The sequence below is a fragment of the Stenotrophomonas sp. 107298_Sma genome, assembly GCF_056480345.1.
The window spans coordinates 221014-238684 of the sequence record NZ_CM151094.1 but is presented as its reverse complement, the minus strand read 5'-3'; the positions used below and the strand labels follow the sequence as shown (position 1 = coordinate 238684).

General features: G+C 67.3%; 18 protein-coding genes. 6 read left to right on the top strand and 12 right to left on the bottom strand.

Annotated features, from left to right (window positions below; genetic code table 11):
• Nucleotides 1–287 precede the first annotated feature (287 nt).
• On the top strand, nucleotides 288–1196 hold the full coding sequence (locus ACZK2G_RS01110) for a LysR family transcriptional regulator (protein WP_014645561.1): 909 nt from the start codon (nucleotides 288–290) through the stop codon (nucleotides 1194–1196).
• Nucleotides 1197–1313: 117 nt separating this feature from the next.
• On the opposite strand, the gene ACZK2G_RS01105 is transcribed toward ACZK2G_RS01110, so the two are convergent.
• Nucleotides 1314–2570 carry an MFS transporter gene (locus tag ACZK2G_RS01105; RefSeq protein WP_430767122.1) on the bottom strand — a complete coding sequence of 419 codons (1257 nt, stop codon included), beginning with the start codon at nucleotides 2568–2570 and terminating at the stop codon, nucleotides 1314–1316.
• A gap of 124 nt (nucleotides 2571–2694) precedes the next feature.
• Nucleotides 2695–3321, bottom strand: coding sequence for a signal peptidase I (gene lepB / locus ACZK2G_RS01100; protein WP_136640087.1), 627 nt, complete (start codon nucleotides 3319–3321; stop codon nucleotides 2695–2697).
• 249 nt (nucleotides 3322–3570) lie between these two features.
• Here lepB and ACZK2G_RS01095 point away from each other — a divergent pair, with 249 nt between their 5' ends.
• Together ACZK2G_RS01095 and ACZK2G_RS01090 are read left to right on the top strand one after the other, a co-directional pair.
• The gene (locus ACZK2G_RS01095) at nucleotides 3571–3972 is read left to right on the top strand and encodes a hypothetical protein (RefSeq protein WP_253079467.1); all 402 of its coding nucleotides are present in this window, start codon (nucleotides 3571–3573) and stop codon (nucleotides 3970–3972) included.
• A gap of 3 nt (nucleotides 3973–3975) precedes the next feature.
• On the top strand, nucleotides 3976–4422 hold the full coding sequence (locus tag ACZK2G_RS01090) for a 3-dehydroquinate dehydratase (protein WP_004153636.1): 447 nt from the start codon (nucleotides 3976–3978) through the stop codon (nucleotides 4420–4422).
• Nucleotides 4423–4633: 211 nt separating this feature from the next.
• Here the strand turns inward: ACZK2G_RS01090 and dcp are convergent, their stop codons facing one another.
• The 3 genes from dcp to arfB form a co-directional block, all read right to left on the bottom strand.
• Nucleotides 4634–6790, bottom strand: coding sequence for a peptidyl-dipeptidase Dcp (gene dcp / locus ACZK2G_RS01085; protein WP_046985334.1), 2157 nt, complete (start codon nucleotides 6788–6790; stop codon nucleotides 4634–4636).
• Nucleotides 6791–6901: 111 nt separating this feature from the next.
• Nucleotides 6902–7504 carry a lysophospholipid acyltransferase family protein gene (locus ACZK2G_RS01080; protein ID WP_012509731.1) on the bottom strand — a complete coding sequence of 201 codons (603 nt, stop codon included), beginning with the start codon at nucleotides 7502–7504 and terminating at the stop codon, nucleotides 6902–6904.
• Between the two features lie 4 nt (nucleotides 7505–7508).
• Nucleotides 7509–7940, bottom strand: a complete 432-nt coding sequence (arfB, locus tag ACZK2G_RS01075) for an alternative ribosome rescue aminoacyl-tRNA hydrolase ArfB (protein ID WP_046985335.1) — start codon at nucleotides 7938–7940, stop codon at nucleotides 7509–7511.
• A 134-nt stretch (nucleotides 7941–8074) separates the two neighbouring features.
• Here arfB and ACZK2G_RS01070 point away from each other — a divergent pair, with 134 nt between their 5' ends.
• Nucleotides 8075–8602 carry a DUF2059 domain-containing protein gene (locus ACZK2G_RS01070; RefSeq protein ID WP_337302943.1) on the top strand — a complete coding sequence of 176 codons (528 nt, stop codon included), beginning with the start codon at nucleotides 8075–8077 and terminating at the stop codon, nucleotides 8600–8602.
• Nucleotides 8603–8677: 75 nt separating this feature from the next.
• Here the strand turns inward: ACZK2G_RS01070 and ACZK2G_RS01065 are convergent, their stop codons facing one another.
• The 4 genes from ACZK2G_RS01065 to ACZK2G_RS01050 form a co-directional block, all read right to left on the bottom strand.
• Nucleotides 8678–9421 carry a pseudouridine synthase gene (locus ACZK2G_RS01065; RefSeq protein ID WP_136640064.1) on the bottom strand — a complete coding sequence of 248 codons (744 nt, stop codon included), beginning with the start codon at nucleotides 9419–9421 and terminating at the stop codon, nucleotides 8678–8680.
• A gap of 86 nt (nucleotides 9422–9507) precedes the next feature.
• Complete coding sequence (locus ACZK2G_RS01060; RefSeq protein WP_046985338.1) at nucleotides 9508–10086, bottom strand: O-methyltransferase; 579 nt, start codon at nucleotides 10084–10086, stop codon at nucleotides 9508–9510.
• Nucleotides 10087–10091: 5 nt separating this feature from the next.
• On the bottom strand, nucleotides 10092–11747 hold the full coding sequence (gene ubiB / locus ACZK2G_RS01055; RefSeq protein ID WP_253079464.1) for a ubiquinone biosynthesis regulatory protein kinase UbiB: 1656 nt from the start codon (nucleotides 11745–11747) through the stop codon (nucleotides 10092–10094).
• The gene (locus tag ACZK2G_RS01050; protein WP_046985340.1) at nucleotides 11744–12379 is read right to left on the bottom strand and encodes a ubiquinone biosynthesis accessory factor UbiJ; all 636 of its coding nucleotides are present in this window, start codon (nucleotides 12377–12379) and stop codon (nucleotides 11744–11746) included. Before ACZK2G_RS01050 ends, ubiB begins: the two co-directional genes overlap by 4 nt.
• A 535-nt stretch (nucleotides 12380–12914) precedes the next feature.
• Here ACZK2G_RS01050 and ddlA point away from each other — a divergent pair.
• Nucleotides 12915–14009, top strand: coding sequence for a D-alanine--D-alanine ligase (gene ddlA, locus ACZK2G_RS01045; protein WP_478474418.1), 1095 nt, complete (start codon nucleotides 12915–12917; stop codon nucleotides 14007–14009).
• Between the two features lie 117 nt (nucleotides 14010–14126).
• Here ddlA and ACZK2G_RS01040 read toward each other — a convergent pair whose 3' ends face one another.
• The 3 genes from ACZK2G_RS01040 to oleC form a co-directional block, all read right to left on the bottom strand.
• Nucleotides 14127–14282: a DUF1328 domain-containing protein gene (locus ACZK2G_RS01040; RefSeq protein ID WP_004153593.1), complete on the bottom strand. Its 156-nt coding sequence runs from the start codon at nucleotides 14280–14282 to the stop codon at nucleotides 14127–14129.
• A gap of 122 nt (nucleotides 14283–14404) precedes the next feature.
• Complete coding sequence (gene oleD, locus ACZK2G_RS01035) at nucleotides 14405–15391, bottom strand: 2-alkyl-3-oxoalkanoate reductase (protein ID WP_046985342.1); 987 nt, start codon at nucleotides 15389–15391, stop codon at nucleotides 14405–14407.
• Nucleotides 15388–17046, bottom strand: coding sequence for an olefin beta-lactone synthetase (oleC, locus tag ACZK2G_RS01030; protein ID WP_136638495.1), 1659 nt, complete (start codon nucleotides 17044–17046; stop codon nucleotides 15388–15390). The genes oleD and oleC overlap by 4 nt, the downstream gene beginning before the upstream one ends.
• A 104-nt stretch (nucleotides 17047–17150) precedes the next feature.
• Here oleC and ACZK2G_RS01025 point away from each other — a divergent pair, with 104 nt between their 5' ends.
• On the top strand, nucleotides 17151–17582 hold the full coding sequence (locus ACZK2G_RS01025; RefSeq protein WP_046985344.1) for a YkgJ family cysteine cluster protein: 432 nt from the start codon (nucleotides 17151–17153) through the stop codon (nucleotides 17580–17582).
• Nucleotides 17583–17671: the final 89 nt, after the last annotated feature.

Below are 17671 nucleotides of genomic sequence, written 5' to 3'. Positions count from 1 at the left end.
CAACGGCAGAGGCAACGGCAACGTCAAAGGCAACAGCGGGGATTCCGTGGGATGGCGGGGCGGTGTGGGTGGGCAGGACACGCCGTAAACCCGTCCTTGGGGGCTCGATGGCGCCATCCATGGCGCCAACGGTCCTGCCCACCCACACCTCCCCACCTCTGACAGATTCCCGCGATCTGTCGGAACGGCATGGCCTGCTCCTGGTGGGTGTCGACCTTGGTCGACACGGTTGGTCCACGCCATGCGTGGATGACGATTCCCGGCGTCGGGCTGGATAGACTGCACCCATGTCCATCGAACTCCGCCACCTGCGCTACTTCCTCGCCGTTGCCGATACGCTGCACTTCGGACAGGCGGCGGAGCGGCTGGGTATGTCGCAGCCGCCGCTCAGCCAGCAGATCCGCCAGCTGGAGGACCTGATCGGTGCGCGCTTGTTCGTGCGCAGCCATCGTCGTGTACAACTGACGCCTGCCGGTGAGCTGCTGCAGGAACGTGCACGCGCCATCGTGCAGCAGGTGGAAACGGCGGTGGATGAGGTGCAGCGCGCGCAGCGCGGTGAGCAGGGTGAGTTGCGCATCGGCCTGACCCGGGCCACGCCGCTGTCACCGCAGATTCCGCGTTCGATCCTGCGCTACCGCCAGCAGTACCCGCAGGTGCGACTGCAGCTGAGCGAGATGAACACCCTGCAGCAGATCGATGCGCTGCTCGATGGCAGCCTGGACGTGGGCATCATCCGCAAGCGCGCGTTGCCGCCGGAGCTGGTGGCCCACAGCCTGTTCGTCGATCCGCTGGCGTTGATCGTGCATGCCGACCACCCTGCCCTGCGCAGGCTGTCGAAGCAGGGCACGCTGTCGCTGCGCGACTTCGCGCAGGAACCGTTCGTGGCATTCCGGCGCAGCGCCGGCGCCGGCATCCATGACCACATGATCGCGTTGTGTGCCGCCGCCGGCTTCACTCCACGCATCGTGCAGGAAGCCGGTGAGGCTTCGACGCTGATCAGTCTGGCCGCCGCCGGGCTGGGTGCGGCAATCCTGCCGTCGTCGTGCGACCACATCCGCGTGGAGGGTGCGCGCTTCGTGGCGCTTGCAGACGCCGGCGCGCATTCGGAGGTGCAGCTGGCGTGGCATCGCGAGGGGGTGACGCCGTTGATCCGCAATTTTGCTGGGCTGCTGCGCGGGGCGTTCGCGGAGGGGTGATACGGCCGACCATGCAGCTTTGGTAGATGCCAACCTTGGTTGGCCCCCCTGCCAGAGCGCCGACCAAGGTCGGCATCTACCAGAGCAGCGCCGCGCCCAAGTGGAGCGCGCGTTGGGTCACGCCGTCACCGGCTGCGGGGTGCGCTGCTGCAGCGCCCAGACGATGCCACCACCGATCAAAGTCAGCACGGCAGCGAACAGGCACACGCCCAGCCAGTCCCAGGCCGCATAGGCCAGGCCGCCGACTCCGCCCAGCACACTGGACCCGAGGTAGTAGGCAAACAGGTACAGCGCCGAGGCTTCCGCGCGCATCGCACCGGCACGGCTGCCAACCCAGCTGCTGGCCACCGAGTGGCCACCGAAGAAGCCGAAGGTCACCAGCGCGATGCCCAGCGCCATCGTGCTCAGCCATGGCATCGCCAGCAGCACGATGCCGGCACCGATCAGTGCGAACGAGATCGACAGGATGCGGCCGCGTCCGTAGCGCGTGGCCTGCTGCCCCATCCATGCCGAACTGAAGGTACCCACCAGATACACGCTGAAGATCAGTCCGACCACGGTCTGGCTGAGGTGGTACGGCGGCGCCAGCAGGTGGTAGCCCAGATAGTTGTAGAGGGTGACGAACACACCCATCAGCACGAACGAGGTAGCGAACAGCCACGGCAGGCCCGGGTCGGCGAACAGCGTGCGCCAGCGCGACGGCAACTGGCGCAGGCCATCACGGCGGGGATGGAAGTGGCGCGACGGCGGCAGCTGCAGCCACAGCAGCACGGTGCTGGCCACTGCGATGATCGAGACCACACCGATGCCCCAGCGCCAGCCCCAGTGGTCAGCGATGATGCCGGCCAGCAGGCGCCCGCTCATGCCACCAATGGCATTGCCGCCGATGTACAGGCCCATCGCCAGGCCCAGCGCGCGGCTGTCCATTTCCTCGACCAGGTAGGTCATCGCCACTGCCGGCACGCCGCTCAGCGCCAGGCCAAGCAGGGTGCGCAGCACCAGCAGCGTGGTCCAGTCGTCCACCAGCGCAGTGCTCAGCGACAGCATGGCCGAGGCCAGCAACGCAGCGATCATCAACGGGCGACGGCCGACCGCGTCGGACAGCAGGCCGGCCAGCAGCATTGCCACCGCCAGCGTGCCGGTGGTCAGCGACAGCGACATCGCGCTGCCGGCGGCGGACACGCCGAAGTGGCGGCTGAACTCGGGCAGCAGCGGCTGCACCGTGTACAGCAGGCCGAAGGTGGAGAAGCCGGCCAGGAACAGCGCCAGCGCGGTGCGGCGGAAAGCCGGTGTGCCCTGCTGGATGCGGGTCTCGGCGTCGGAGTCGACGGTGTGTAGGCGGTGCTCGACGGCCGCCGTGGTTTCGCCAGTCATGGAATCGAAGGGCCGGTGGGGATGGCCGGGCGTGGGAGGGAACGGGCCTCAGACTAGGCCCGCCCATCCAGTCGATCCATAACCTGATAGGTCAGGATTGATACACAGGAAGTATCAATTCAGCTTACAGGCGCTGCCACTCGAAGCCAGCGCCTCGGCGGTAATACACCGCCACGGCGCGGCCGTAGACCTTGTCGGCGTCGACAAAGCCGAAGAAGCGGCCATCGAAGCTGTTGCCACGGTGGTCACCCAGCACCAGCACCTTGCCGTCCGGCACCACCAGGTCGGCGATGTCCGGGCCGCCGCCCATGTCCAGGTCGAGGCTGGCATGGCGGTCGCCGAAGGCTTCCACGTCCTGCAGGTCGGCAATCTGCAGCGGCTGGCCGTTGATGCTCAGATGGCCGTCGCGCAGCTGCACGTGATCACCGGCCACTGCTGCCACGCGCTTGATCAGGCGGGTGCCGTCGGCCGGTGAATCGAACACCGCCACTTCACCGCGCTGCGGAACGCCGGTGGACATCAGTTCCTTGCCGGTGAACGGCAGGCGCAGGCCATAGGCCCGCATGTCCACCACCACCCGGTCGCCGGGCTGCAGGGTCGGCTGCATCGAGCCGCTGGGCACCACGTAGTGGTTGGCGAGGGTATCGCGGGCGGCGGCGAGCAGACCCAGCATCACCAGCAACGGCAGCGCCTCCTTCTTCAACCAGGCAAGTGCGCGTTCGGAAAACGGGGGACGGGCAACAGCATCCATGACAGGCTCCGGGTGATTGGTAGCTGCATCAGACCACATCCGGGCGCAGGAGGTTCCGTTAGCGCCGGGCCACGCCCGGCGAGCGCGCAGCGTGGCCGTTCCAACACGCCGCCGGGCATGGCCCCGCGCTACCGATGCACGGGTTACGCAGGTTTTACGCCCCGACCCGGCCGCGGGCATCGCACCTTTACGGGCAGCACGCGCATCGTGTGCCCACCGCGCCGCAGGGCGCATTCCGCAAGGTGTTGTATGACCCTCCTGGTGATCCGCCACGCGTCTCCGTCGGCGCCGCACCCGCAGCTGCCGGCGCAGCTGAGCGGCCATCGCGTGCTGTGCAGCGACTGCGCCAGCCTGTCCGAGGTGCGCCAGTGCCTGTGCCAGCCACAGGCGCGCTCGGCCGACTGGGTACTGCTGGATGTCGGCGCCGCCGACGAGGCGCAATGGCAGGCCGAAGGTGGCGCGCTGCAGGCGGCGCTGGAACGGCTGCCGGCGCAGTACATCGAGCTGCAGTCCCCCAGCGAGCCCGGCCTGGAGGCACGCCTGCGCCTGCAGCACGGTCCCGCCGCAGTGGTGGTCGACCAGCGCAGCCAGCAGGCCGGTTACCCGTTGTCGCTGGCCATCGTTGGCCGCCGTCTGGCGCAGGAGGGCTGAGCCATGTCGATCTTCATCATCCGCGGCCCGGAAGCGGCCGGTGCATTGATCCGCACGGCAATGCCGCTGCCGGCGCCGGTACTGAAGTCGTTGGTGCATCGCGCGATCGACGCCGGCACCAGCGTCGCGATCCGTGCCTGCGGTTCGGAACAGGAACTGCTGGATGCGCTGCGCGTGGCCGATCACAGCCGTGGCGAGGTGACGCTGCTCGATCCGGGTGCGTGTGCCAACAGCCTGCGCCTGCAGCGGCTGCTGCCGTACCTGCACAACGCCTACGTGGAAGTGCATGACGACGGCGCGGTGGCCGAGCCGTGCCTGCCGGCCGGTGTCGGCCAGCGCCTGGGCATCGCCGCGGGGTATGGCGCGCAGAGTTATGTGCTGGCGCTGGACATCGCGCTGGACCACCTGGGGTTGGCCGAGCAGGCGAACCGGGTGCATGTAGGGACGTGATGGCCGGGCTGCGCCCGGCACCCGGGGTAGTGCCGGCCGCTGGCCGGCAACCTCAACAACAACAGCAACAGCGGAGGCTGGCATTGCTTGGGATGGCGGGGTGGGTGTCGACCTTGGTCGACACATGGATCCACGCCATGCGTGGATGAGCGACACAACGAAAAACGGCGGGGTTGCCCCGCCGTTCTTTCTTTCGTACTTCAGGCCGCGCTTACTTCAGGCCGCGGAACTTCAGCAGCGGCTCCACCGACGGGTCCTTGCCGCGGAAATCGCGGTAGAGGGTCGACAGCTCCACGCTGTTGCCGCGCGAGAGGATCTTGTCGCGGAATTCCTGGCCATTGGCGGCGGTCAGGCCACCGTGTTCGGTGAACCACTGGTAGGCGTCATGGTCCAGCACTTCGGCCCAGAAGTAGGCGTAGTAACCGGCCGAATAACCACCACCCCAGATGTGGTCGAAGTAGGTGGTGCGGTAACGCGGCGGCACCTGCGGCAGGTCGACCTTGAACTTCTTCAGTGCGCTGGCTTCAAACGCACCGACATCCTGCAGCGGCGCATCGGCCTTCTGCGTGTGCCAGGCCAGGTCCAGCAGCGCGGCCGACAGGTACTCGGTGGTCGCATAGCCCTGGTTGAAGCTGCGTGCCTTGAGGATCTTGTCGACCAGTTCCTGCGGCATCGCCTCGCCGGTCTTGTAGTGCTTGGCGTAGTTGGCAAACACCTTCGGATCCAGCGCCCAGTGCTCGTTGAACTGCGACGGGAACTCGACGAAGTCACGCGAAGTGGCGGTGCCGGCGATCGACGGGTATTTCACGTTCGAGAACATGCCGTGCAGCGCATGGCCGAACTCATGGAACATCGTGGTGACGTCGTCGAAGCTGATCAGCGCAGGCTGGCCGTCGGCCGGCTTGGTGAAGTTGCAGACGTTGTAGACCACCGGCTTGGCACCGGTCAGGCCGTCCTGTTCGACGAACACGTCCATCCATGCGCCGCCGGACTTGGTGTCACGCTTGAAGTAGTCGGTGTAGAACAGGGCCAGCGAAGTGCCGTCCTTGTCGAACACTTCGTATACCTTCATGTCCGGGTTGTAGGTCGGAATGTCGGTACGCGGCTTGAAGGTGATGCCGTACAGCTGGGTGGCGGCGTAGAAGACGCCGTTCTGCAGCACGTTGTCCAGTTCGAAGTACGGCTTGATCTGCGACTCGTCCAGATCGTACTTGGCCTTGCGCACCTGTTCGGCGTAGAAATCCCAGTCCGAAGCAGCGACCTGGAAACCACCCTTCTGCGCGTCGATCACCTTCTGGATCTCGCCGGCTTCGGCACGCGCCTTGGCCGTCGCGGCCGGCACGGTGTCGGTCAGCAGCTTGAGCGCAGCGGCCGGGGTCTTGGCCATCTGGTCGCCCAGCTGGTAGTCGGCGAAGGTGTCGAAGCCGAGCAGCTTGGCCTTCTGCGCACGCAGCTGTGCCAGGCGCTGTACGGTCTGCCGGGTGTCGTTGGCATCGCCACGCTCTGCGCGGGTTTCCGAAGCCTTCAGCACCGCGGCGCGCTGGTCACGATCGGTCAGCGAACCGAGCACCGGCTGCTGGGTGGTGTTCTGCAGCGGCAGCAGGAACTTGCCATCCAGCTTGCGGTCCTTGGCGGCAGACGCAGCGTTGTTGATCGCATTGTCGTCCAGGCCGGCCAGCTTGGCCTTGTCGTCGACGACCACGGCGGCAGCGGCGGTAGCGGCCACCAGGCGGGTGTGGAACTGGGTGGAGAGGGTGGTCTCTTCCACGTTGAGCTTGCGCAGGCTCGCCTTGTCGGCGTCGGACAGCTGGGCACCGGCGCGCACCAGGCCGTCGTAGTAATGCTCGACCAGGCGCTTCTGCACCGGGTCCAGTTCCAGCGTGTCACGCTGGTCGTACAGCGACTTCACACGCGCGAACAGCTTCGGGTCGAGGTTGATCTCGTCCTGGTGCGCGGCCAGCTTCGGTGCGATGTCTTCCTGGATCTTCTGGCGCGCTTCGGTGCCGTCGGCCTGGACCAGGCCGAAGAAGATGCGCGACACGCGGTTCAGGGTCTCGCCGCTGCGCTCCATCGCCACCAGCGTGTTGTCGAAGGTGGCCGGCTCAGGGTTGTCGGCGATCTTGCGGACATCAGCCAGGTGCTGGCGCATCCCTTCTTCGAAGGCCGGCAGGTAGTCGCTGTCCTTGATCTTGTCGAACTGCGGGGCCTGGAACGGCAGCGTGCTGGCGCTCAGCAGCGGGTTGGTGGAGGCTTCGGCCGGCTGCTGGGCCGGGGCTTTCTGGGCATCGGACACGGGGGTGGACTCCTTGCCGGAACAGGCCGCCAGCGCCAGGCTGATGGCGGCGGCCAGGACTACGGTACGCGACATGTAAAACGCTCCTTGGGCAGACGGTATGGGATACCAGCCGTCCACCCTACTCCTGTCGCGCACGCCCGGCATGTGCCGGACGTGGCGTCTAGGCAGCGGCGCGCGGCCGGCTCAGACCGTGCCGCGGGTCTTGCCGATCCAGGGCCGGTAGAACTCGCGGATCGCCGCCATGTCGGCTGCGTCGTCTCCGCTGGGATGGAACACCGGGCCGATGCCGATGATCTTTTCCGGGTAATGGAAATACGCCGCCAGAACCGGCACATCAGCCATCCGCGCGATCTTCAGGAAACCGGCCTTCCAGTCCTTCACCGCCTTGCGCGTGCCTTCCGGGGTGATGGCAAACCACATCTTCTCGTTGTTGCGCAGCAGGTCCACCGCCTGGCCCACCGTGCCCTGCGGCGAACTGCGGTCCAGCGGGATCACGCCCAGCTTGTGCAACAGGGGGCCCAGTGGCCACCAGAACAGCGAGGCCTTGCCCAGCACCTTGACCTTCATGCCCAGTGCGATCTTGGCCGCCATACCCCACAGGCCATCCCAGTTGGACGAATGCGGGGCGATGATGAAGACCAGCTTCGGGATGTCGGGCAGGGTGCCGGTAACCTTCCAGCCGCCCATGCGCAGCGTGCAGCGCGCCAGCCAGCGCAGGAAGCGGTTGGGTTTGACCTGCGGCATGTTCGGCGGAATGGCCGGCAGCAACGGCGTCGGGTTGTTCAAGCAATCACTCCCAGTCACGTGATGAGCGCCCGCGCTTGACCTGCGCGCGCCCGCGTTTGGCGTCCAGACGACGCAGTTTCGACCCGAGGGTCGGCTTGGTGGCCTTGCGTGGCTTGGGCACGTGCAGCCCGGCCTGGATGAAGGCCGCCAGCCGCTCGCGCGCATCCTCGCGATTGCGATCCTGGGTACGGAATCGTTGCGCGTCGATGACCAGCACGCCTTCGCCGGTCATGCGCCGGTCGCGCCGCGCCAGCAGGCGTTCGCGCAACGGTTCGGGCAACGAGGGCGAGCCGGCCACATCGAAACGCAGTTCCACCGCGGTGGAAACCTTGTTGACGTTCTGGCCACCGGCACCACTGGCACGTACGAAACGCTCGACGATCTCGCCGTCGGGGATTTCAAGCTGCGCGCTGATGGTGACCGGTCCACTGCCCATCCGCGCATTGTAGCGGCAGCCACGCGACGGAGTGCGTCATTGCGCACCGTATGCCGCCGATCAGGTACCGAACACGCCGCCTTCGCCTCGGCTGCCGGTATGCTGGCCGTCCCATGTACTGCAGGAAGCCCCGCATGACCCGCACCACACCCGCCCTGCCGTCCCTGCTGCGCCGCGCCGCCCTGCTGCTGGCGCTGGCCGTGGCCAGCGTTCCGGCACTGGCCGCCCCGCCGACCGATGGCGACATCAACCGCCTGCTGTCAGCCTCGCGCGCGCAGAGCATGATCGACACCATGCTGCCGCAGATCGAGGCGATGCAGCAGCAACAGTTCCAGCAGGTGGCCGCGCAGCGCCAGCTCAACGCCCAGCAGCAGGAGCAGCTGAAGCGGATCCAGGCGCGGACCAGCCAGACCCTGCGCCAGGCCCTGTCGTGGCAGCAGCTGCGGCCGATGTACGTGGACCTGTACAAGAAGACGTTCAGCAAGGAAGACGTGCTGGCGATGGCCGAGTTCTACGAGAGCGCCGCCGGCCAGAGCCTGCTGGACAAGACCCCGGCCCTGATGCAGAACGTGATGGTGGCGATCCAGGCCCGCATGCAGCCGTTGTTCGCGGACCTGCAGAAGGACCTGGAAGCGATCGTCAACGAGCCGGAAAAGAAGTGAGGTAGTGCCGGCCGCTGGCCGGCTCCCCAGTACATCTGGAATCGCGTAGCTGCCGGCCAGCGGCCGGCACTACCGTCAAGCGGTATCCACCTGCCAGCCGAACAGGTCCAGCGCCTTCTGGAACCCGCCGTCCAACGGCGCACGCACGTCCACCGTGCCACCGTCCGGATGCGGGAAGCGCAGGCGCTCGGCGTGCAGCAGCATGCGGTGTACGCCCTGCATGCGGAAGATGCGGTTGTGCCGACCATCACCGTGGCTGGTGTCGCCGATCATGTGGTGCGACAGGTGCTTGAGGTGCCGGCGGATCTGCCGGAAACGCCCGGTCTGCGGCTGGCAGCGCAGCAATGCATAGCGCGAACTGGTGAACTCTCCGATCGGCACTGACAGCTCGCCGGTGGCCAGGCGCTGGAAGTCGGTCACTGCCGGCTTCTTCACCGGCTTGCCCGGGCCACCGTCGAGGTCGTGGTCGACCCGCCAGGACAACTCGGCCGGCCAGCCACGGCAGACCGTCAGGTAGTCCTTGGCCACTTCACCGCCCATCAGCGCCTTGCCCAGCGTGCTGGCGGTCTCGCGGTCGAAAGCCAGCAGCAGACAGCCGCTCGTCGCCCGGTCCAGGCGATGCACGAGGAAGATCGGGCGACCCAGCTGCTCGCGCAGGCGGTCGGCCAGGAAGTCGTCTTCGCCACGGGCCAGTTTGCTGTCGTGGACCATCAGCCCGGCAGGCTTGTTGACCACGGCCAGGCGCTCATCCAGGTACAGCAGCTGCAGGGGCGCGGTGTCGGTCTCGACCGCGGCGAGGGTATCGGGTTCGGTGCTCACCGCGGGATTATACGGGTGCCCTGATCGGGGTCAGATCCCTTTCCCTGTGGAAAAGGGATCTGACCCCAGGTAGGCAGATGCGCCGGTCAGGCGTTGCGCACGGCCAGCAACTCGCCGTTGCCCACCGGCACCAGACTGGTGCTGAAGTCCGGATCAGCATCCAGCAGCACGCGCAGCGGTTGCATCTCTTCCGCATGCGAGGTGGCGTTGTCCACCACCAGCAGGCCACCGGGGCGCAGCACGCGGCGCAGCTGCGGCCACCAGCCGGCGTACTGCCCGCGGTCCGAATCGAGGAACAGCAGGTCGATGCAGGCATCGGCGGCCTGCGCCAGCCAGAGCCCGGCATCGCCATGGACCAGGCTGATGCGATCACCCAGGCCACTCCGTGCAAACGTGGCTCGCGCCATCGCCACCTTGTCGTCGGCGTACTCCAGCGTGGTCACGTGGCCGCCGATGGCGGCGGCGGCCTCGGCCAGCCACAGCGTGGAATAGCCGTTGGACGTACCGATTTCCAGCACCCGGTGAGTGTTGCCGAATCGCACCAGAACCGACAGGAACTCACCGGTGTCAGGCGTGATGTTGAGCATGCGTCGGCCGCGCTCGCTTTCGCGTGCGTCGTTGTCGGCGCCGAAGCGGACCAGCTCGTCCTTGAGCGCTTTCAGCACGGGGCCTACTTCCACCACGCGCGCAGCAGCGCGACCGCACCGACCGCACCGGACAGCCAGCTCCACATCGGCAGGTCACCCCAGTACCAGCCCGGTGGCTGCACCACATACATCAGTGCGGCGATGGCCAGCAGGCCGACACCGGTGATCGCACCCACCGCGCGCTTCTGCAGGCGCTGCACGCTGGCATCCAGTGCGGCCAGGTCGCGCGAACGCATCGACAGTTCGTGGCGTCCTTCCACCTGCTGGGTCAGCCAGGCGTGTACCAGGCGCGGCATGTCCGGCGCGTGGGTCATGATTTCCGGCAGCCGCTTGCCGATCTCGCGCACCACGCGGCGCGGGCTGTAGCGCTCGCGCAGGATCTTCGCCAGCACCGGCTTGGCCACTGCCCAGATGTCGATCTGCGGGTCGAGCTGGCGGCCGACGCCTTCGATGTTCAGCAGGGTCTTCTGCAGCAGGATCAGCTGCGGCTGCAGGGTCAGCTGGTAACGCTGGGCCACGCGGAACAGCTTCATCAGCACTTCGGCCAGCGAGATCTGCGACAGCGGCCGGGTGAAGTACGGCTCGCACACCGAACGCACGGCGGCCTCGAGATCATCGATGCGCACGTTGTCCGGCATCCAGCGCGCCTGCACGTGCAGTTCGGCGATGCGGCGGTAATCGCGGTTGAAGATGGCCATGAAGTTCTCGGCCAGGTAGTACTGATCTTCCTGGGAGAGCTGGCCCATGATGCCGAAGTCCAGCGCGATGAAGCGCGGGTTGGCGCGGCGCGACGGATCGGTGTCGACCCAGATGTTGCCGGCATGCGCGTCGGCATGGAAGAAGTTGTCGCGGAACACCTGGGTGTAGAACACCCGCACCCCCTTGGCAGCCAGTGCCTTGCGGTCGATGCCCGCCTTGTCCAGTGCAGCAATGTCATCGGAGGGGATGCCCCACACGCGCTCCAGGGTCAGCGCGCGCTCGGCGGTGTGGCTCCAGATCACTTCCGGCACGTACAGGTCGTCGCTGTTTTCCCAGAAGCGGCGCAGCACGCTGGCATTGGCGCCTTCGCGCTGCAGGTCCAGCTCGGCGGACAGGGTGTTTTCGACTTCGGCCACCACTTCGCGCGGACGGATCTTGTCGGCGCGCGGATGGGTGCGCTCGACCAGGGCAGCCAGCGAATTGAGCAACGCGATATCGGCGTCGATCTGCTTCTCGATGCCCGGGCGCAGCACCTTGACCACCACCTGGCGGCCATCGGCCAGCGTGGCCGCGTGCACCTGTGCGATCGACGCCGAGGCCAGCGGCTCGGTGTCGAAGCTGGCGAAGGCCTCGCTGACCGGCAGGCCGAGCGCTTCTTCGACGATGCGGCGTGCGGTCTCGCCATCGAACGGCTTGACGCGGTCCTGCAGCAGGGTCAATTCATTGGCCACGTCCGGCGGCACCAGGTCGCGGCGGGTGGACAGGATCTGGCCGAACTTGACGAAGATCGGGCCGAGATCCTGCAGTGCCAGGCGCAGGCGTGCACCGCGCGACTGAGCAGCGATGTCGGCCGAAGCGCGCGGCACGAACGGCTTGGCCAGGCGCAGCCAGCGCTCGGCGGGGGTGCCCTGCAGCAGGTCGTCCAGGCGGTAGCGCAGGATCACCCGGCCAATGCGGCTGGCGCGCAGCACAGCCTTCATGCGGCACCCCGCAGGCGCTGTACGCGCGCGCCGAGACGTTCGACGTCATCGCGCAGCACGTCCACATCATCATGGAAGGCATCCAGCTCAGCGCGCGGCACCACGTCGCGCGATTCCTCGGTGATGAATTCGGCGGCGCTGTGGGCCAGGTCGATCGCGCCCTGCCGCGCGTGCTGCAGAGCGCTGCGCAGGGTGTTGGCAACCTGCACGCCCAGCACCTCGCCGAACACGCTGACGAAGGGCTGTTGCCAGTCCGGATCGAAGCCCTTGGCGAGCTGCTGCAGGCGGCGCGCCAGTTCGGCATCGCCGGCCACGCGCACGCGGCCCTTGCCGTTGTTGTCGGCGCGCCGTGCACTGGCCAGCAACGGCAGCTGCGCGAGCACGCCGGCCAGGCTGCTGCGCACGGCCAGATCGGCTTCCTGTGCGTCCACTGGACCGACCCGCAGCTGGTCGCCATCGACACTGATGCGCATCGCCAGAGAGGGCGCTTCCAGGGTCAGGTCGATATGCCGGCCATCCAGGCTGGCCAGCGCGTGGCGGGTATCCGGATCCAGCGCCAGCGCGCGGTTCAGGGCGATCTGCAGGGCGCGGCCGGCGACCGGCTTGAGGGACTTGAGCAGGGAGAGAGCCATGTGTGCATTCTACCTGCGTGGGTGGGGGGCTTGGGCCGGGCTGCTGCCCGGCACCCGCAGAGGCCACTGCCAGAGCAACATCAAAGGCTGGCTTCCTGTGGGAGGCGGGGTGGTGTGGGTTTACGGGGACGCCGTGAACCCGTCCATGGGGGCTTGGTCGCCGCTTGCTCGTGTGCGCTGTCCTGCGCACACGGCAAGACCGGGGTTGGGCGTCCTGCCCAACCCGCCCGAGGCATGCCTCGGGCCCATGCGGCTCACACCCCGCAAACCCACACCACCCCGCCTTCGACAGTTTCCTGCAGTCTGTCGGAACGACTGGGGTCGGATCCCGTTGCTGCGCAACGGGCTCTGACCCCAATGCTGATGGCATCTCGCGTTGGTAGATGCCGACCTTGGTCGGCGCTGGATTTCCGGGAGCCAACCAAGGTTGGCCGCTACTTGAGCCGGCCGCCAGGCGGTTCATCTGTGCCTCACCTGAGCGGCAATGGAAGGTTCATGCTGTACGGCCACGCAACGCAAAGGACATCGCAACACCATGGCACGGACCCGGGTCGGCATCATCTTCGGTGGCAAGTCTTCCGAGCACGAAGTTTCGCTGCAGTCGGCGAAGAACATCCTCGATGCGCTTGATCGCGAGCGCTTCGAGCCGGTGCTGGTCGGCATCGACAAGCAGGGCCAGTGGCATCTGAGCCAGCCGGATACCTTCCTGATCAATGCCGATGATCCGTCGCGCATCACGCTGCATCGGTCCGGCACGTCGCTGGCGGTACGCCCGGGTGCCGAGCAGTCACAACTGCAGCCGTCCGATGCAGCCAGTGCGCTGGGACAGATCGATGTGGTGCTGCCGATCGTGCATGGGCCGCTGGGCGAGGACGGTGCGTTGCAGGGCCTGCTGCGCATGGCCAACCTGCCCTTCGTCGGTTCGCCGGTACTGGGCTCGGCGGTGGCGATGGACAAGGACGTGACCAAGCGCCTGCTGCGCGACGCCGGGCTGCAGGTGGCACCGTGGCTGTGCATCCGTCGCCATCAGGCGGCGGCAGTCGATGTCGATGCGGTGATCGCGCAGCTCGGCCTGCCGTTGTTCGTGAAGCCGGCCAACCAGGGTTCGTCGGTGGGTGTGAGCAAGGTCAAGGATGCGGCGGGCTTCGCCGGGGCACTGGAACTGGCGCTGCGTTATGACCACAAAGTGCTGGTGGAATCGGCGGTGGTCGGCCGTGAGATCGAGTGCGCGGTGCTGGGCAACGAACTGCCGCAGGCCAGCCTGTGCGGCGAGGTGGTGGTACACGACGAGTTCTACGCCTACGACACCAAGTACATCAACGAGGATGGCGCCGAGGTGGTGGTGCCGGCGGATATCGATGCCGCAACCCAGGCGCGCATCCAGCAGATCGCGCTGCAGGCCTACCAGGCGCTGGAGTGTGCGGGCATGGCGCGCGTGGATGTGTTCCTCACCGCAGACGGTGAGATCGTCATCAACGAGGTCAACACGCTGCCGGGCTTCACCCGCATCAGCATGTACCCGAAGCTGTGGGGCGCCAGCGGTGTGGACTACACCACGCTGATCACGCGCCTGATCGAACTGGCGCTGGAGCGCCATGAAGCCGATCGCGGATTGCACAGCGCCGTGTAGGGGCGCTCTCTGTAGAGTCGAGCATGGCTCGACTCTACAAAGGAGCGTACCGGCCAACGGTCGGCACCCACCGGAAAGAGCAGTGCCGGCCAGCGGCCGGCACTACCCTGCGGTCTTCTAACCGCGCTTGCGGAACATCGAGATCACTGCCAGTACCAGGAACACAACGAACAGGATCCAGGCAATGTTGCTGGCGGCACCGGCGATGCCGGAGAAGCCGAGCACGGCGGCGATGATGGCGATGACGAAGAAAATAACGGCGTAATGCAGCATGGTGCTCCTCGCAGATGTCCGGGCCGTTGGATGGCGTGGGTCCATCCTCCCGATTCGGCGGTGTGCAACCAGTGATGGCAGGCTCTGCGCGTGATGAAGTCTTCAGCGCCGTGAGCCTGACGTCATGACGCAGCCTTCAGCCTGCGCAGCCCTTCTTCAATGCTGACCTGCGGCACGTAGCCGAAATCGCGGCGCGCCGGTTCCATGCTGTACCAGTGAGGTGTGCACAGCTGCTCGGCCAGGAAGCGGGTCAACGGCGGCTCGCCGCGCAGGCGCAGCAGCGGCCACAGCCGTTCGCAGACCGCACCAATGCGATAAGCGGTCTTGAAGCTGATCGCCTTGTCCACCGTCGGTGCACCCACAGCGGCCAGCAGCTTGTTGACCAGCTCGCGCATCGGCAGCGGTTCGCCGTTGGAAATGAAGTAGGCCTTGCCCGCACACGCTGCACCCGGGGCCAATGCCTCGAAAGCGAGGAAGTGCGCGAGCGCGGCGTTGTCGATGTAAGTGGTATCCACCTTGTTGTTGCCATCGCCGACCAGGCGCAGGCGGCCCTGCCGTGAACGTTCGGCCAGGCGCGGCACCAGCTGCTGGTCGCCCGGGCCCCAGATCAGGCGCGGGCGCAGCGCCACCGTCGCCAACGAGGCGTCGTTGGCCGCCAGCACGCGCTGTTCGGCAATCGCCTTGGTCGCCGCATACGGCGCCTGGAAATCTTCGCCGTACGGGACTTCATCGGCACCCAGGCCCTCCACCGGATGGGTGGCGCGGTGGGTAACACTGGGCGTGGAGGTGTAGACCAAGCGGCTGATGCCATGTGCACGGCAGGCCGCGATGACGTTGTCGGTGCCGACCACGTTGGCCTGGTGGTAGCTGTCATAGCTGCCCCAGGCGCCGGCCTTCGCACCGTTGTGGAATACCGCATCGACGCCGGCCACCGCGTGCAGCACCGCCTGCGCATCGGCCAGATCGCCGCGGATCTGGCCCACGCCCATGGCCTGCAGTTCCGGGTAGTGGCTGCGGTTGAACGCCAGCACCTGGTGGCCACGTTCGACCAGACCGCGGCACAGCGCCTGGCCAAGGAAACCACCACCACCGGTGACCAGGATCTTCATGCGCGCTTCTCCAGTTCGGCGCTGGCCCAGACGGCGAGCTTCTCGCGGCCGATCTTGGCGTTGTGACGGATATCAACGGGGAACGCCGGATGCACCAGGAAGTGCTGCAGGCCGGCTTCTGGCGCGCGGGCTGCTGCGTGCGCACGCAGCGCTTCCTGCAGCGCCGGGCTGTCTGACTGACCACGTTGCAGTTCCACGCACAGCACCGGCACCTGCGCACCGGCCGGACCAACACCGACCAGCGCCGTGCGCGCAACCCCGGGCACGGTATTGAACACCGGCTCGACCTGCTCGGTGTACAGCGGCCCATGCGCGGTTTCCACCCGATGGGTCTTGCGGCCGCAGAACCACAGACGACCCTGCGCATCGAAGTAGCCGACGTCGCCCATGCGATGCACGACGCGCACGCTGCCATCAGCCAAGGTCTCGCTGATCTTCGCCGCCGCGGTGGCCTGCGGGCGGTTGAAGTAGCTGTCGGTGGCGGTCGGTCCGGCCACGGTGATCTCGCCCACCTCGCCCACCGCCAGCACACGCGCCTGCGACCAGTCCGGCAGCGGTGCGTCATCGATGGCGATGATGCGCACCTCGTTCGGCTCGACCACGCTGCCCACGCAGGTACCGGCGCCGGCCTCGGTAGCAGCACGGGTGCGCTCCAGCTCGCGGCCCTCCACCACCGCCACCGGCAAGCATTCGGTGGCGCCATACGGGGTCCAGAACTGCGCATCGGCGGGCAGCAGACTGCGGATGGTAGCGACCACATCCGGCGGCACCGGCGCACCGGCCGAGGTCACCCGGGTCACCGTTGGCAGGGGCCGGCCGTGGCGGGCCAACACCCGCATCAGCGCCGGCGAGCCGAACAGCTGGGTCACCCCGAAGCGCTGGATCGCGTCATGCAGCCGCGCAGGGTCGGCCTGCGCCGGCCGGGTAGGGTCCATGTCCGGAATCACCGAGGTCAGGCCCAGCGCCGGGTCGAACAAGGCAAACGGCGGGAAGGTCGGCAGGTCCACGCCGCCCGCTTCCATGCCGAAGGCGCTGCCCAGCAGCTGGATCTGGCCGACAAAGTGGCGGTGGCGGTAAACCACGCCCTTGGGCACGCCGGTCGAGCCGCTGGTGAACAGGATCGCGGCCATGTCCTCGCCATCGGTAGCGGCCAGCATCGGCCCCCTGTTGGCGCCAGCGCGTTCCAGCGCGGCCAGAGTGGTTCCGCCCCAGCCCAGGCGCCGACCGACGGTGACCAGACGGGTTGCCGACGGTGCCCAGCGCAGGACCAGCCGCGCCACATGGGCCAGCGGAATGCCGATGAAGGCTTCCGGCTGCGCCTCGTCCAGGCACTGCTTCAGCGCGCGCTTGTCGATGCCCGGGTCGACCAGTACCGGCACCGCGCCCAGCTTGAACAGCGCGAACATCAGCAGGAAGAACTCCGGCGACGGCCGCACCATCACCACCGTGCGCACCCCGCGGCCGATCCCATAGCCGGCCAGGCCGGCGGCCATGGCGTCGCTGCGGGCGTCCAGCTGGCGGTAATCCAGGGTCACATCGTAGGCGGCCATGCCGTTGCCGGCGCCGCGGCGGCCAGGGCAGCGGATGGCGATCTGGTCGGGGCGTTCACGCGCCAGTTCAGGCAAACGGGCCGAAATATTGCAGGGTCGGTTCATCCGTTCATTGTCGCCGCTTACGGAATTTCTTGCGCGGCGGCCCACTTCGTGGAAAATCCGCACCCTCGTTCCTGATTCCGACTGCCGCCCGGGGCGGCTTGCCCATGCAACATCCCTGCATGACCTGCGGCGCCTGCTGCACTCAATACCGCGTGGCCTTCCACTGGATGGAATCGGACGAGGTCACTCCCGGTGGCGTCCCCCACCAGCTGACCGAGGTGCTCGATCCGCACCGGCTGTGCATGCGCGGCACCCACTCCAAGCCGGTGCGCTGCGTGGCGCTGGATGCGCAGATCGGCGTGTATTCACGCTGCACCATCCACCCCAACCGGCCCAGCGTGTGCCGCGAGGTGGATGCGTCGTGGGAATACGGCAAGGCCAGCCCGCAGTGCGACAAGGCCCGTATCGCCTATGGGCTGGATCCGTTGACCCTGGCCGACTGGCGCTGGCGCGACGAAGCGGGCAACGACGACGACCATCCGGACGACAACGGCAACAGCCCGTCTTCGCCGCCGCAGGCGCCGATCGCGGCGTAGTGGTAGTGCCGGCCGCTGGCCGGCAACCTCATGAACCCGGCGCGCATTGTGCGCTTGCCGGCCAGCGGCCGGCACTACCGGGATCCGAC